The 15,534-nt window shown below is 55.0% G+C and carries 12 protein-coding genes; 2 read left to right on the forward strand and 10 right to left on the reverse strand.

What is annotated here, in order from left to right; genetic code table 11:
• Positions 1-46: 46 nt before the first annotated feature.
• Entirely contained in the window at positions 47-1,372 is a 1,326-nt protein-coding gene (locus FHR99_RS04550; RefSeq protein ID WP_246386454.1) for an ABC1 kinase family protein, read from the reverse strand.
• 211 nt (positions 1,373-1,583) lie between these two features.
• Between FHR99_RS04550 and FHR99_RS04555 the strand changes: the two genes are divergently transcribed.
• The gene (locus FHR99_RS04555) at positions 1,584-3,044 is read left to right on the forward strand and encodes a DUF3336 domain-containing protein (protein ID WP_183409348.1); all 1,461 of its coding nucleotides are present in this window, start codon (positions 1,584-1,586) and stop codon (positions 3,042-3,044) included.
• Positions 3,045-3,060: 16 nt separating this feature from the next.
• Here FHR99_RS04555 and FHR99_RS04560 read toward each other — a convergent pair whose 3' ends face one another.
• Positions 3,061-3,486 carry a hotdog fold thioesterase gene (locus FHR99_RS04560; protein ID WP_183409349.1) on the reverse strand — a complete coding sequence of 142 codons (426 nt, stop codon included), beginning with the start codon at positions 3,484-3,486 and terminating at the stop codon, positions 3,061-3,063.
• Positions 3,487-3,570: 84 nt separating this feature from the next.
• On the opposite strand from FHR99_RS04560, the gene FHR99_RS16565 reads away from it, so the two are divergent.
• Entirely contained in the window at positions 3,571-4,464 is an 894-nt protein-coding gene (locus FHR99_RS16565; RefSeq protein ID WP_183409350.1) for an EamA family transporter, read from the forward strand.
• Here FHR99_RS16565 and FHR99_RS04570 read toward each other — a convergent pair.
• The 8 genes from FHR99_RS04570 to FHR99_RS04605 all read right to left on the reverse strand — a co-directional run bounded on the left by FHR99_RS04570 (position 4,420) and on the right by FHR99_RS04605 (position 15,332).
• Complete coding sequence (locus FHR99_RS04570; RefSeq protein ID WP_183409351.1) at positions 4,420-5,349, reverse strand: DMT family transporter; 930 nt, start codon at positions 5,347-5,349, stop codon at positions 4,420-4,422. The two genes, FHR99_RS16565 and FHR99_RS04570, sit on opposite strands and share 45 nt — an antisense overlap.
• A 331-nt stretch (positions 5,350-5,680) precedes the next feature.
• Complete coding sequence (locus FHR99_RS04575) at positions 5,681-8,371, reverse strand: TonB-dependent receptor domain-containing protein (protein ID WP_183409352.1); 2,691 nt, start codon at positions 8,369-8,371, stop codon at positions 5,681-5,683.
• Between the two features lie 94 nt (positions 8,372-8,465).
• Complete coding sequence (locus FHR99_RS04580) at positions 8,466-10,166, reverse strand: hypothetical protein (RefSeq protein WP_183409353.1); 1,701 nt, start codon at positions 10,164-10,166, stop codon at positions 8,466-8,468.
• A gap of 327 nt (positions 10,167-10,493) precedes the next feature.
• Positions 10,494-12,686 (reverse strand): PQQ-dependent dehydrogenase, methanol/ethanol family, encoded by a 2,193-nt coding sequence (locus FHR99_RS04585; RefSeq protein WP_183409354.1) that lies wholly within the window; start codon positions 12,684-12,686, stop codon positions 10,494-10,496.
• A gap of 44 nt (positions 12,687-12,730) precedes the next feature.
• A complete protein-coding gene (locus tag FHR99_RS04590) occupies positions 12,731-13,318 on the reverse strand; it encodes a lysophospholipid acyltransferase family protein (RefSeq protein ID WP_246386455.1) in 588 nt (195 codons plus the stop codon).
• Positions 13,319-13,390: 72 nt separating this feature from the next.
• Positions 13,391-14,203: a crotonase/enoyl-CoA hydratase family protein gene (locus tag FHR99_RS04595; protein WP_183409355.1), complete on the reverse strand. Its 813-nt coding sequence runs from the start codon at positions 14,201-14,203 to the stop codon at positions 13,391-13,393.
• 48 nt (positions 14,204-14,251) lie between these two features.
• The gene (locus FHR99_RS04600) at positions 14,252-14,815 is read right to left on the reverse strand and encodes a nitroreductase family protein (RefSeq protein WP_183409356.1); all 564 of its coding nucleotides are present in this window, start codon (positions 14,813-14,815) and stop codon (positions 14,252-14,254) included.
• Between the two features lie 4 nt (positions 14,816-14,819).
• On the reverse strand, positions 14,820-15,332 hold the full coding sequence (locus tag FHR99_RS04605; RefSeq protein WP_183409357.1) for an SRPBCC family protein: 513 nt from the start codon (positions 15,330-15,332) through the stop codon (positions 14,820-14,822).
• Positions 15,333-15,534: the final 202 nt, after the last annotated feature.

Below are 15,534 nucleotides of genomic sequence, written 5' to 3' on the forward strand. Positions count from 1 at the left end.
CATTGAATCTCAGGCGCCGACCACAATCCATTAACAAGCGTTCAACTTACTGGTAGAGCGTTACCCGATCATCGCCAAAGATATTGGCGCCCGGCGCCAACAGATCCATGTAGCGATCAAAGTAGAGGAACTGTTTGAGCAGCAAGGTAAATGAACGAGGAAAGCGAATGCCGTAGCTTTTAGCGATATCACCCAGCTCACTCATCAGGCTGGTTACCCCGTCCGGTTCGGAACCACCGCTGCCCAGCAGGTACTCGGGCTCCATGGCATCGAGCCGCCCGAACAAGTGCTGAATGTCACGGGCCAGCGCATCGACATCGACCTCGCTGCGGGTAACACCAATCGCCAGCATGGATTCCGCCATGGTCTGGTAGTCCTGTTCATTCACCGCCATAAACAGCTTGAACGTCGCTTCCCAAACACTCGGTTTGATTCGCCCTACCATGCCAAAATCAATAAAACCCACCTGGCCATTATTAAGTAACATCAAGTTGCCGCTGTGCAGGTCGGCGTGGAAAAACGCGCACTGAGTCAGACTGGCAAACCAGGTATTCATGGCATTAAACAGACTTTCCGCTGCATCGTGGCCGGAGGCTTTGAGCGCTTCCATATCCGTCAGTGCCACCCCATAGAATCGCTCCATGGTCAGCACCCGCTCGTTGCTGGCCTCAAGATTGGGCTTGGGAACGACAACGCTGGTATTGCCGCTATCGTTTAGAAAACGGGAAAAGTGAATCAGGTTGTCGGCTTCTTTAACGAAATCGCATTCGTCCAGCATGGCCTGATACATCTCTTCCACCAGATCGGCTATGGAGCCCCGATCCAGATTCGGAATAATGCGCTCACACAAGCGCGTCATCAGGTACACCGCGTTGAGGTCGGTGGTCAAAGTCTCTTTAACGCCCGGTTTCTGTACTTTCACGACCACCTGCTCACCGCTAAGCAAGGTTGCGGCGTGCACCTGAGCAATGGACGCCGAGGCCAGCGGCTGGGGGCTGATATGCTCGAAAACGCGATCGAGCGGTTTGCCCAAATCTTCCTCAATGATGGCTTTTACCTTGCGAAAGGGAATCGCCGGAGTCTGATCCAGACATTTCTGGAACTCATCCACGTACTCTTTCGGAAAGATAGACGGCGAACTGGCTATAAACTGGCCAAACTTGATGTAGGTGACGCCGAGCGATTCAAACAGCTCGCGCATCTCGGCGGGCGCGGGCACCCGCCAGTCGATCAGCCAGCGCAGTGCCTTGGGATACACTGCGGAAAAGGTCTGTAACAGTCGAACTGAGCCGCGGACACCCAGCTCAGCCATTTGCATGGGGCGACGGCCTTTTTGCGGAGTTTTCTGTGCCATGAAGGTGTCGGCGCTCATTGAATCTTCCCTGACGGTAATGCGAGCGGCAATTATACGCAAGTCGAATTGCGAGGGAGAGTGACTCCACGCGGAAATCGCAATATTTCACAGAGTAGTAACCGTAGAGCCCTATCGTTGGGCGACATATGAACAGCTATTATTCACAATTCATACCCTCTACAATGTGGGTGGTGTCAATATTACTCAGGATAGAGATGTGCAGTTACCAATGAGACGACGCAAGCAGCTAGAAGAGCGACTTCGCAACGCGGAATCCTACGAGCAGTGGTCGCAGGCTGCGCAGGCTTGGGACGATCTGGTCGGACTGGCGCAGTGGCGCAAGATGGATCAAACCCGCCTTTATGACCATGTCTCAATTCGCTACCGACTCGATCGCTTGCGTGCCCTGCGCAGTCGCCAAGACGATATCGGCCTGCTCTTCACCCTGAATGAAGGCATCCACGGCAATATGGCCGGTATGGGCAAAGCGGCGGTTCACTCCCGCTCCAAGTTCGGCACCAAACACCTTATTGAGGATTATGTCGACGAGATTGCCGACGCCCTCAAACATATCGCGACCACCAACAACCCCAAAATCGACTTCGAAGCCAAGCTCGACTTCTTTAATCGAGCCAGCCAGTGCTATGGCCGCTCGGCGCTGATGCTGAGTGGTGGCGGCGCCCTCGGCTTTTACCATATCGGCGTGGTCAAGGCTCTGCTGGAACAGAACCTGCTGCCCAACGTAATTTCCGGCTCCAGCGCCGGCTCCATCGTCGCGGCGGTGCTGGGCACTCACAATGACGATGAGATGGCCCAGTTCATGGATGCCAAGAATCTGGCCTTTGAAGCGAAGCAGGAAGCCAGCTGGTTCAACCGCATGTTCCGCGGCACCCGCGCCAATATTGATATCCACGACTTGCAGAATCTGATTGCCCGCCTGATCCCGGATATGACCTTTGAAGAGGCTTATCGCAAAACCGGGCGCAATATCTGCATCTCTATTGCCCCGGCCGAGCCTCACCAGACCTCGCGCCTGCTCAATGCCATCGCCTCACCCAATGTCTATATCCGCACGGCCGTGCTCGCCTCCTGCGCAGTGCCCGGCGTATATCCCCCGGTGAGCCTGCAGGCCAAAAACGTGTACGGCGACAGCCAACCCTACCTTGCCTCGCGCAAGTGGATCGACGGTTCTATTTCCGACGACCTGCCCGCCAAACGTCTGTCGCGCATGTACGGGGTAAATCACTTTATCGTCAGCCAGATCAACCCGGTGGTATTGCCCTTTATCAGCCGCAAGAAAAAACGTGGCGGGCTGTCTTCAGTTTTCACCGGCATCGGCCGCGCAGCACTGACCGAGGTACTGGACGCGCAGCGCTTTATCTCCCAGAACTACCTGCAGGATATGCCGCGGGTGAATATGGTGCTGAACAGCATGCACAGTCTGGCCAAGCAGGAGTACACCGGAGACATCAATATAGTGCCGAGCTTCCGCTTTTACGACTTGCGCAAGTTGCTGGCAAAATTGTCAGAGGAAGAACTGGTCGGCCTGATGCGTGAAGGTGAGCGCGCCGCGTGGCCGCAAATTGAAACCATTCGCACCTGCACCAAGATCAGCAATGTTCTGGATGACATCATGGAAGATCTGCAGGATCTCGAAGTCGAAGCTGTGCGCAAACTGCAGGGGGCTTAGGCCACCTGCAGCTGTTTTAACCCTTTGTGGATTTGACCACCACGGTTAACCGGGACACACAAACCAGTCGCTGCTGATCATCGTGTACCTGGGTTTCCCACACCTGAGTGGTCCGCCCCACGTGCAGAGGGCGACAGGTTCCCGTCACAAAGCCTTCGGTCGCCGAGCGCAGATGATTGGCGTTGACTTCCAATCCCACCACAATCGATTCCGGCCCTGCAGCAAGAAAGCCGCCAACGCTCCCCATGGTTTCCGAAAGCACCACGGAAGCTCCTCCGTGTAACAAGCCAAAAGGCTGTTTGGTGCGGCTATCGACCGGCATTCTGGCGACCAGACTATCCTCAGTCATATCGACAAATTCGATACCCAGCCAACTGGCCAGGCTGTTCTCTTGAATACGATTGAGATCTTCAATACTCGCAGCTTGCTTCCACACAGACATTACTTACCCTTACACTGGCGGTTTTAAAATCCTATTTTAACGCCCGCGACTGCCTGAGGAAGCTACGCTCAGCGCACAAAGGCTGTGCAACGGACAACGACTATCAGTACTGCAGACCCCAAACAATTTGCCCTCGGCGTGACGCTCGGTATTCTCACGGTTTTCCTCGGCAGTACCGTCGCTGCTGCCGGCAAACACCTCAGTGGACAGGTCCATATTTCCGCCATCGTACTGGCGCAATACCTGATCTGTTTTCTGATGGTACTGCCCTGGTGGCTGCGCAATGGCAAACGCGCCGTACTAACCCAACGGCTGGGCACCCATATTGTTCGCGGTGTTAGTGGTTGCGCCTGCTTCTATACCTATTATCTGGCCATGCAGCACATGCCGCTGGTCGAAGCGACCCTGTTTCGCAATACCGCGCCGCTGCTGGTGCCGCTGGTGATTCTGGTCTGGTATCGCAGCGCGATTCCGAGCGCCCGACTGATCCCGCTGATCATCGGCTTTGCCGGCGTCACACTGGTGCTGAGACCGACATTCGACGGCATCAGCATCTGGCAGCTGATTGCCCTGAGCTCCGGCGTCGGGCTTGCTATCTCCATGGTGGGAACACGCGAACTGGCCCGCACCGAACCGGAAAGTCGAATCCTGTTTTACTACTTCAGCATCTCACTGTTATTTGTACTGCCATTCTTTGCGCTCAACTATCAGCCGATTCCGAGCGCCGCGCTGCCCTGGCTGCTCTACGTGGGCGTGGTTATGTACGGCACCTTCGTGATCTACACCAAGGCTTTCTCGTATGTCCCCTCCTCGATTCTGGCGCCCACCAGTTATTTTGCGCTGGTATTCAGCGGCCTGCTGGACTGGCTGATTTGGGGGGTCGTCCCTGACCTCCCCACAGTACTGGGTATTGCTCTGGTGGTGTGTGGCGGCTTACTGATTTTGCGGACACCCGGCACCGGTGCAGACGACAACTGACGGCCCGCGAATTTTCTTAAGAATCGAAGGCAGCAGTTCGTACACCGCAAGCCCAGACAGAATCAACAGGCTGCCCAGCTTCAGCGATTCGCTGACCGTTTCACCGGCGACCCACACGCCAAGCGCCATTGCCATCACCGGCGTAATCAGCGGCACCAAACCCACAAGCTCAAAAGGTAGCGTGCGCAGCACATAAAAAAACGCCATAAACCCCAGAATCGAGGCCACCCCCGCCAGATAAATCACCGCCCAAGTAGACGTATTTAACGCCAGCGGCGGCAGCTCATCTTTAGACAGCGCGAAGCACAGCAGCAGGCCCGGCAATGCAAAAACCATGGCTCCAAGGCTCTGCTCCAGCGGATCAATACCCTGTGTATCCACGTGCTTTACCAATACATTGCTCAAGGAAAACATCAGCGTCGATGCCACCATCAACAGCAAACCAATCCAGGCATCTCCGCCCAGAGTGAGCTGCTGCTCTACGATCACCAACAGACCGGCGAGTGCGATACTCAAACCCAACACTCGCAAGGGAGTGAACGGGTTTTTCTTGAGTATCACAATAGACAACAAGCCCATTACAAAGGGCGACGTCGCCAACATCACAGAAATCAAGCCAGAAGAAATATAGCCCGTGGCACTGTAAACCAGCGGCATATTCGGAAAGATTCCGAGACTTGCGAAGGCGTAGGCCTTCCAGTGGCGACGCTTGAGGCCGCTGCCGCCATGAAACAGGGCTACAAGTGTGCAGGCGATCAGCGACGCCAGCGCAAAGCGCATCACGGCTGCCGTGAATGGCGCGTAATAGTCGCTACTGAGTTTGATTGCTAACGGTGTGGTAGCCCAGACGGCTATCACGATCAGGTAAGCCAATGGTGGCCCCATGGCGGCACTCTCCCCTGCCTTGCCGCAAAATCTGAAGCCTGAAACAAAAAAGGCCGCAGATTTCTGCGGCCTTAATGAAAAATTTAACTACTTCATCCAGACACGCAGTGGCGCTTCGCCGGGCGTACAAACCAGCGCATCGCAAAGCATTTCATGGAATGAAGTTGGTTCATGTTGTGTTCGGTGTCATTCAGTTAAATCGAGTAGATGCGCTCAATCCTAAGTGAGCTTTTCACTTCTTGCAAGACAAAAAGCAAAAACCCGAATGGCCACTGCCATTCGGGTTGATTACTCGACAGCTTGAGCTGAAATCAGTAGCTGTACTTAAACCTCAGTAGCTGTACTTGGCGCTCAGGCCCCAGCTGCGACCCACTTCCTGCTCAAGGATGGTAACGTTGCGACCGGAGGAATTCTCCTGCTCGAACTCACGTTCCTCTTCCAGGATGTTCTGCACCTTCAGGCTGACCGACAGGGTATCGGTCGGATAGAAGGTATAGGTCAGATCCAGCGAGTGAAAGGGCTGCTCAAAAGCGTCGTCGTTACCGGCAACACCGGCAAAGTAAATGCGTTCTCCAAACACGTTGTAGATCAGAGAAACACTGTGGATACCACCCGGTGAGTCGTATCCCAACTGACCATTGATCACGTACTCCGAGTGACCAGTCAGACGACGTACGTCATTGGTCAGTACGTTGTTGGTGGTATCAATCTCCACTTCCGAGTCACTCAGGGCAACGTTGCCGGACACGAAGAAGCCATCCATGCCAATCAGGTCAGCCGGTACAGTTACCAATCCTTCAAGTTCGATACCGAAGATGTCACCTGACTTGGCGTTCTCGTAAGTCAGAACAACATTGTCATCCGAACCTGGCTGACGAACCGTCTCGATGGGTGCGCTGATATCCTTGTAGAACAGCGATACCGTAAAGTTGTCGCCATTCTCGTAGAAGAACTCAGCACGCAGATCGAGGTGATCAATGTCAGATTTCTCAACGAAGGGGTTACCGCGAACACGCTGGTTGATCTGCGGATCAATATAGACCACCTGAGCCGTTTCACGCAGATCAGGGCGAACCGTAGTTTGCGCGTAGCTGGCCCGCAACTGGTATTCCTCTGAGCCAAACAGGCCGTAGTCGGAATATGTCAGTGCCGCCGAGTGATACCAATCGTCTTCGATAAAGGCAAACCGCTGGTTCGGGTCCTGCAGGGCCTGAATCTGCGCCTGAATCGACGTGCCAGTGAAGTCCAGCAGATCAACCGTCAGCAGCGCCTGCTTGTACTCTTCCCAGCGCGAACCCAGAGTAACTCGCCAATTTTCGCTCAGGCGTACATCCAGCTCACCGAAGTAGGCATTCAGTTTACGCGCGGCGATATAGCTTTCCGTTCCGAAGTTACTGCCCAGTGAAGCGGTAAAATCATTATCGAGATCACCCAGTACCGGATCCGACATGACACGACCGGGGCCACCTGCCAGCACCGAGCTGGAAAGACCGGTTGTATTCACGTTGAAGGTGTACTGGTAGTACTCGCGGAACTTCTCCGAAGCTGCGTAACCACCTTTTATGGTCACTTCCGTCTGATCCAGATAGACCGGCAGCTCGAAGCTGCCACCCCAGCTCTCTTCCTCATCTTCAAGCTCCAGAAAGACATGCTGCCCGGCCGCAGGCGCTGGCGAAATCTGGGTGAAGCCCGTTGAGAGATCAGTAGAACCGCTGTAGTTGGTCTGGTTGGGAACGTCTGTGGTTACCTGCGCGTCTGAGTAAAACCAGGAAAATCGCAGCGACTCCAGAAAGGCAAGGCGCTCACTCCAGTCATAGAGAAACTCCAAACCTTCAAAGCTGTGCTCGCCAGTCAGCTGAACCATTTCCAGCGCCCGTTCTTCAGTCCGCGTCTGGTATTTCACTACGCGATTACCGTCTGAGGGCGGGTTGTTGGAATCGAATCCCCGAGAGATGCTCGCGTCTTTTACGTCGTGCTGGATATCGAAGTAGCTCAAGCCCACAGCGTGGGTATTGCCATACTCCGCGCCCAGCGTCGCCGAATACGTCGCGCGCTCTTCTTCGCTGGTTCGGTCGACCTCGGCATACCGTTCTTCCGGGTTACCGATTTCACGCTTGATCTGATCCTTATTGCGAAACTTCTCGCCGATAGATGCACTGACCGAGCCACCGACCAACCACTGATAGCCGACATCCCAGGAATTACCCACCGCCAGCTTCCAGTCTTGATCAGGCTTGTTGTCGAGGTTTTCGCCCATGCCGATTTGGCGCGGCAGGGCCAGCATCAGATTACGCTGAATCTGCTCGGCCTCTTGCGCTGTGGTGTTGTTGCCCGCATCGTTTTCGGTCTGGAAAATATTGCTCTGGGAAATATCGCCTTTGTAGCGCGCAATCGCGCCGGCAATTTCGTCTGGCAAGGGCTTGATGCTGCTGTCGTTGTACTCCAGCCCACTGTGACTAATGCTATTGCCGCCCGTGCCGACACTGAAACTGATCAGCGGTGCCTTGGGGAAGGACTTGGTGCGCACATCAATCGCGCCACCACCAAAGTTGGCGGGCGTTGCGGAACCAAAAGCCTTCTGCACTTTTATCGATTCCACAATAGACGTCGGAAACAGGTCGAGCGGGATAACGCTGCGCGCCAGATCCGGCGACGGCACCACTGCCCCGTTCACAGTAACGCTGGAATAGCGCTCACCAAGACCGCGAATGTATACAAACTTGTCGTCGATCAAGGTCAGGCCGGGCAGACGGCGCAGTGCACCGGCGATGGTGGAATCACCCGCCCGTGCAATGGCTTCGAAGCCCAGAAAATCCGCTGAAAAGGGAATTTCGATACGTTCATCAACGATTGACGCAGCAACACTTTTGAGTCGCCCCGTGACGACCACCTCTTCGATCGGCCCCGGTGCAGCGATCTCGGGCTTGTAGCCCTCTTCCTGCTGCGCCAAAACTAGGCCGGACCCGAAGACGGTGCCAAGCAGGATGGCCCGCGACAATCGGCTTCGTTTACTTAGTTTCATGATTAATAACCCACAATTCTGAAGAGTCTGATTGTTCGGTTGGCGCAGAGGGTGCATCACGCACCCTCCCAACCCGTCGTTGTTCTACAGAGGGTTATGGGTTCAGGGGCTGGTCAAGACCGACCGCCCAGCCGCTCAGCCAGTTGTCACCGGAATTCGCGCCACCCAGGTAAGTCGGGGTCTTGAAGATTGATCCCAGAGTCGCTGCATCAAACAGCTGAGTAGACTGATCGAAGACGGTGGTACCGGCGCCGTTCTGAATGTTGGCTGCGGTCAGGTAATCGCGCTCGGCGGTGGTATCTTCCAGTACCGAACCAATCGCGCTGCCAGCCACATCGGAACCAGTGATCAGCACATTGTTGGTGTTGCTGTTGGCAGGTGTTTGAGCGTTACCGCCACCACCGGCCAGCCAGTTGACCAGATCGAAACCGCTGTTGGCTGCGTCTGCGCCGACTTTGGTCGCTTCGCTACAGGCGATCACGTTGCTTGAGGCAATGCTGGTACCGTCTTGCGCGCCATCGATGGTCTGCGGACCTTCAGAGTCATCCAGTTCCAGACACTCGTTGCTCGCCATGGAAGTGCCATAAGACGTGATCAGCGAGTTGTACATTTCGAAGAACGCACCTTCACGATACAGCGGACCTTCAGAATCACCCTTGCCGCTCGGGTTAGTACCGGCATTTTCATCCACATTGCTGGTGATGCAGGTCAGGTTGGAGATACGCAGTTTGGTGGTCGGCGTGAAGCCGTCATCGCGACTGCCGCCGGTGTTATCGCCTTCGATACAACGGTTACCGCCAGAGGTGTGGATAACGACCGCGTACTGGATATCGCCGTTGTAGCCTTCGGAGTAGTCAATAGAGTCATCACCCACGTTAACGGCAACAATGTGATCCATATTTACCGCGCCACCAAACATTTCGAAACCATCATCCTGAGAGGTGTAGGTTTGGACGTGGCTGATAGTGGTGCCGCTACCGACGGCGTTCAGGGTAATGGCATTCAGCTCGTCGCCATCAACCACTTCAAAACCTGCGTGCTTAACAACAACGTATTCCAGAACACCGGAGTTTTCTGCGTTGTTGTTGCCGCCGTAAGTGGCCGGACGGCCCTCAGCGGTTACGTGACAGTTGTGGACGTTGTTCGCGGTTGCATCGAAATCGCTAGCGCTGCCTTTTGAGGCGAAGCCCGAACCGGTGCTGGTGCCGTCGTGACACTTGTTAGTACGGCCGTTGCCATTAATCTGCAAGCCGCCCCACTGACCGCGATCGTTTTCCGTGGCGGTACCCAGAATGGCATCTTCATCTGAAGTAAAGATGATCGGGTTATTTGCCGTGCCTTCGGCAAAAATCTGTGAACCGCGGGCGATACGTACGTAGCTGTCCTGATCTTTAAAGACCATGGTCACGCCAGCGGCGATATTCAGGCGAGTACCTTCGCCCTCTTGGGGAATGCGCTTCCCAGATTGAGCGGCGGTCGCGTTAACATCTTCACCGATAAACAGGCTGTCTTCGAATACGTGCTTACCGCCAAAGTTTGAGAAAGTAATTGAATCAACGGTAATCGGCTTGCTGTCGCTAACGAACAGTGATGAATACACACAGTCCTGGCCGTCAAAGGTTCCCTGAAAGGTCTGACCGGATTCGGTGTAGCTCGCACAGACGTTACTGCCGGTGCCACCGCCTGTGCTGCCGCTGTTGCTGATATTAGTAGGTGAAAGGTTTACGTCACCGCTGTCGGTACAACCGACCAGAGCGCCTGCGACAACACTGGAAATCAAGACTCGTTTCAACATGTATGCTGCTCCCAACTGAGAAAGACTTTTAAAAGGTCGTTCAGTTACTCGCGCGACTCGCTCCATGATTTCAAGCCACGCCTCCATATCAGTAACTGCGGCTCAGCCTATAGAGAATGTGTGACGTATTTATTTCAGCTACACGACACTAATGTGAAACCTTTTGGCGACAGTTTCTAAAACGGCGAGTATCTGAAGGGATTAGCGGGGCAAAAACGCGGGAAAATCAGGAAACTATCGAAACGTGCTTAAAGAAAGCTTTATGACAGTTCGGAGAAAGCGTGAAGCAAGGCGCACAATCGGGCGATTGCGCGCCACAGGGGTATATCAGAGATTATTGACCAGCCAGCCGAGAATACTGGCAACCACACGATAGAAGGCCATTTTGATCGACATCCACCAGGACGGCGTCTCACGAATTTCGCGATCTTCCTCTGCCTGAGTCAGTACGTAACCTTTAATCAGGCGCGAATCTTCCTTGTCCAGCACATCGCTGAAACCAACCATGCCGGCCTTGCGCATCATCCCATCGAGCACAATAGCATCGAAGTTCGCGTAGAAAACCGGCGGCAGATGACGCAGATCCGGAATAGCGCCATTGGAAACTGCATCGACACCATGACAGCCTGAACAGTATTCGTGATACAGGGTACGGCCCGTTTTCAGTTCTTCCTCGGTCAGCGGTTCCGGCGCCGGTGCTTCAAACAGCACTTTCTCCGGATTCGCGGGCAATGCCCCCTGAGCACCTAATTTAAAGGTCAGGATTCGACTCGGCGGAATGCCGCCTTCCTGTTCATACCCGGCGACCAAACCAAAGGCGCCGCCCCAGCCCGCCAGCACCGTAATGTACTGTTCGCCATCAATGGCGTAGGTAACGGGCGAACCGATGATTCCGGTGCGCGCATCAAAACTCCACAGCTGATCGCCATTATCTGCACGATAGGCGCGGAACTCCCCCATCGCCGTGCCCTGAAAAACCAGGTTACCGGCAGTGGCGAGCACACCACCATTCCAGGGCCGCTGATACGGTACTGACCAGGCGGCGCTTTGGGTTTTCGGATCCCAGGCCAGCAGTGAGCCAGTTGTCACCTTACCCAACATCAATTGCGCAAGAATATGGTTCGGGGCTGCGTCCTGCTCCAAGGGCACCCCGAGATTCCAGTGCCCCCATTGGTGCAGGTAGTTTTCAACGTCGCCGTATTTGACCATCGCATCAATGGCAGGAATATAAACCAGACCGGTTTTCGGGCTGTGGGCCATCGGATGCCAGTTGTGCGCACCCATAGACGACGGCCGGATAAACTCGGCCTTGTCTGCGTAGCGGGCGCGCTCGGTCTCTACCGGGCGGCCGGTTTCCATATCGTAGTGGGTCGCCCAGTTCACCCGCGCATAGGGCTCCGCCGATAGCAGCTTGCCGTTGGTACGATCGATAATAAAGAAGAAACCGTTTTTGGGGGCGTGCCAGATAACCTTGCGGGTCTCGCCCTGCCACTCCATATCCGCCAGCATAATGTGCTGGGTGGCCGTGTAATCCCAGGATTCCGCTGGCGTTTCCTGATAGTGCCAGAGGTATTCGCCGGTATCGGGGTTGAGCGCCACAATCGAAGAGAGATAAAGGTTGTCGCCACCGTCGGGGCTGCGCACGCGGTGATTCCAGGGCGAGCCATTGCCCACACCGATATACAGCTGATCCAGCTCCGGATCGTAGACGATAGAATCCCACACGGTGCCACCACCGCCGGTCTTCCACCACTCCCCCGTCCAGGTTTCAGCAGCCCGCGCCATGACCTCGTTTTCAAAACCATCCGCCGGGTTTCCGGGTACAGTGTAGAAACGCCACAGTTTTTCGCCGGTGTTTACGTCAAAGGCCGTGACAAAGCCGCGCACGCCATATTCGGCGCCACCGTTGCCGATAATGACTTTGTCTTTAAAGACGCGCGGAGCACCAGTGCTGGTGTAGGGGTATTGTTTGGTATCGGCGGCCTGCACTTCCCACAGCTTTTCGCCGGTACCGGCATCAAGCGCAATCAGGCGGGCATCCAGTGTGCCGAAGATCACCTTGCCTTCGTAAACAGCAACCCCGCGGTTGACCACATCACAGCAGGCCATTTTGGCCCACTCCCGGGGAACTTCCGGGTCGTAGGTCCAGAGCTCCTCGCCAGTGCGCGCATCCAGTGCGTGAACGATGCTCCAGTTGGCGGTGACGAACATAACGCCATCCACCACGATGGGGGTGGCCTCAAGACCGCGCTTGAAAGCGGTATCGAACGACCAGGCCAGCCCGAGGCCGGAAATATTGGATTCGTTAATTTGATCGAGTTGGCTATAGCGCTGTTCACGGTAGTCGTTGCCGTGGCCCAGCCAGTTGTCGGGATCTTCGCTCGCAATTGCAGCGGTATTGACGGCTGCCGTAGCCGCACGAATAGCATTGGGGTCGAGGGCGGTGTCTGCCGCTTTCGCAGACACAAGACTACTCGCTGCCAGACTCACGCCCAGCAACACGGATACAAGCTTACGCATTTCCCTTCCTTAAATGGCTTCTGTGCGGCTGTATCTTCAGCCGTTCAAGTCAGCTCAGGACGAATACCCACTTTGTCTGCGTAAAAAGCCCTGATTTCGCTGAGATCTTTTTCGTAATCACCCGTGGGGTGGAACAACGGCCCAAAGCCCGTTGTTTTGGTACGGCTATCAACGAAAGTCGCCTGAATCGGCACATTGACACTGGTGGCAATATGATAAAAACCGGCCTTCCAGTTATCGACCTTGCCACGAGTACCCTCAGGTGCAATGACCAGTGCCAGCTTATCCGAGCGGTTATAGGCTTGCGCGACTTGCTCCACGGTATTGCGTGCCGCACGCCGATCAATCGGGATGCCTCCCATCCAGCGCACAAACCAGCGTATCGGAAAGGGAAACAGCGTATGTTTTCCTATCCAGTGAACTTCAAGCTTGTACTTGAGCACTACCGAAACCATCGGAAAGAAATCCCAGTTGCTGGTATGCGGCGCTGCAATTAGCACGTACTTGTTCAGCTTGGGCGCTTCACCAACGGTTTTCCAACCCGAAAGTTTCAAACCCGCAGTCGCTAACAACCGCAATAGCGGGGAAATCAGCGGGGTATTGAAAATGGTCAAGCCTTTATTTTTGATCAAACTGCGATCACTCTCGTTGTGGTTATTATCTTAGCAAATCAACTGGCTGGCACAGTGATGTGAACGGTCAGCCTAGCTGTCAAACTTTGCCACCTTTTTCTCCATGCGTGCGGTCAGCGCCGCCATCACATCGGCCTGACTGAGCATGCTCGCGTTCCAGGTCGCGATGTAATTCAAGCCGTCGGCAACCGAATGATCGCGGGTGTACACCAGCATCTCTTTGGTGCCACGAATGGCCAATGGGGATTTGCTGGCGATATCTGCGGCTATTGCCATTACGCCTTCCAGCAAGGCTTCACGGCTTTCATAGACCTGATTAACCAGGCCGATTTCATAGGCCTCACCGGCCTCTACATCTCGCCCGGTATATGCCAACTCACGCACAACCCCTTGCGGAATAATATGTGGCAGACGCTGCAAAGTGCCGACATCGGCCGTCATGCCGATATCAATTTCCTTGATGGAAAAAACCGCATCGTCAGCGCAGTAACGCATATCGCAGCAGCTCACCATATCAATACCACCGCCTACGCAGTTACCGTGGATGGCAGCCAAAACCGGTTTGCGGCACTTCTCGATCGCCGTAAGGTTACCCTGCAAGCGCAAAATGGTCTGACGCAATTGTTCAGCAGCCCGTGCGGGCTCTTGCTTGGCATCACCCGCGATTGAGGCAAACATATCCAGATCAATACCGGCGCAGAAATTCTTGCCGGCGCCGCTGAGCACGATCACTCTCACATCCGGCTCGTCAGACAAGGCTTCAAAGCAGGTCTGCAACTCACCCCACATGGGCAGGTTCATGGCGTTGGCCTTTTCCGGCCGGTTTAATTGAACGTGAGCAATATGATTTTCAACAGTCACGGCAAGCGTTTCAAAGGTCTGCATGGTCGCTCCGGTTTTCAGGTATAAGCGTTCAAAGATGCGTTACCACAGTTATTCAGACGGCCAGGTGCTGGCAAACGTCTGACTGTCGTAGCCAGGCAAGGGTTTCGGTCGTCCGTCCCGACTACCGATATAGAGATAACCCACCAGCGATTCGTGCTCGGCCAGATTCAATTCAGCCAGAACCTCGCGATCAAAGGCATTCGCGCCAGTACGCCAGATACCAGCGTATCCCATCGTCTCGGCCGCCAGCAGAATGCTATGAGCCGCACAACCCGCTGAAAGCTGCTGTTCTAACAGAGGGACTTTGGGGTGTTCGGTATAGCAGACGACGACGGCAATAATCAGTGGCGCGCGCAGAGCCTTACTGCGCGCCTTGTCGAGATCAGCATCGGTAGTATCGGGGTTACGCCGCGCCGCGGCGCGGGCGAAAACCTCACCCAGCGCGTGCCTCGCCTCCCCTTCAATCAGCAAAAAGCGCCAGGGCCGAAGTCGCGCATGATCGGGAGCCCGGACTGCCGCATCGAGCAGCGTTTTAAGCTCAGCCGGCGTGGGGCCGGGCTCCGTGAGTTTAGGTGCAGAGTTCCGTTCTAGCAGGAGTTGCAAGGCATCCATAACACTAGCTTTTCATGTCTGCTTTGATTTGTTTCAGTTTGGCGGGCGTGGTGGGCTCACCACTTTCGTAAAAGGCTTTCATGCTGATCGCCACATCACGAATCACCGAGCGAAATATGCCGGCTAAAAAGCGGTTTTGCAGAAACTCGCCGAACCAGCCCCAGCGCATGGTGTAAATCAGTGAGGTGGTAAGTGCCGTCTGGCTGTTGCCGGCATCATCCAGATGATAGCGAAAAAACGCTTCCTTAAATGGAGGCTGACTCCCCTTGTCACCTTTGTGCAGACGGATCAGAAAACCGTGGCCTTCCTTCCACTCCACGACGGTTTCATCCAGCGCCTTGGTTTCACTCTGGTAAACCTTTCGGCTGGCGCCGACACCTTCTGTTTTCTCGGTGGTTATTTCAGTCTTTATAATGCCCGGTACATAGTTGTGGGCGAGGCTCAGGTCGCGCAACTGCGCCCAGGCCTTTTCACGCGGCATATTAATGACGACCCGCGCTTTTGCTTCGTTCTTCAATGTGTGTCTCCATCCAGCAGCTGGTGCCTGCAGATGACAATGTTGCCACTGCTCCCCGGGCGACACATTCAACCATGAAAGCGCGGACTTGTCTTGCCGGGTGGGGCCACCTTAGCGATTTTTAAGGAAAAACAGGCAGGTTTGACGCCGTCGGGCGACTCGGGGCAGCAAAGGTCTGCTGCCCCGGCAGGGAATTCGGGTA

This window comes from Litorivivens lipolytica, from assembly GCF_014191715.1.
GTDB lineage: Bacteria > Pseudomonadota > Gammaproteobacteria > Pseudomonadales > Spongiibacteraceae > Litorivivens > Litorivivens lipolytica.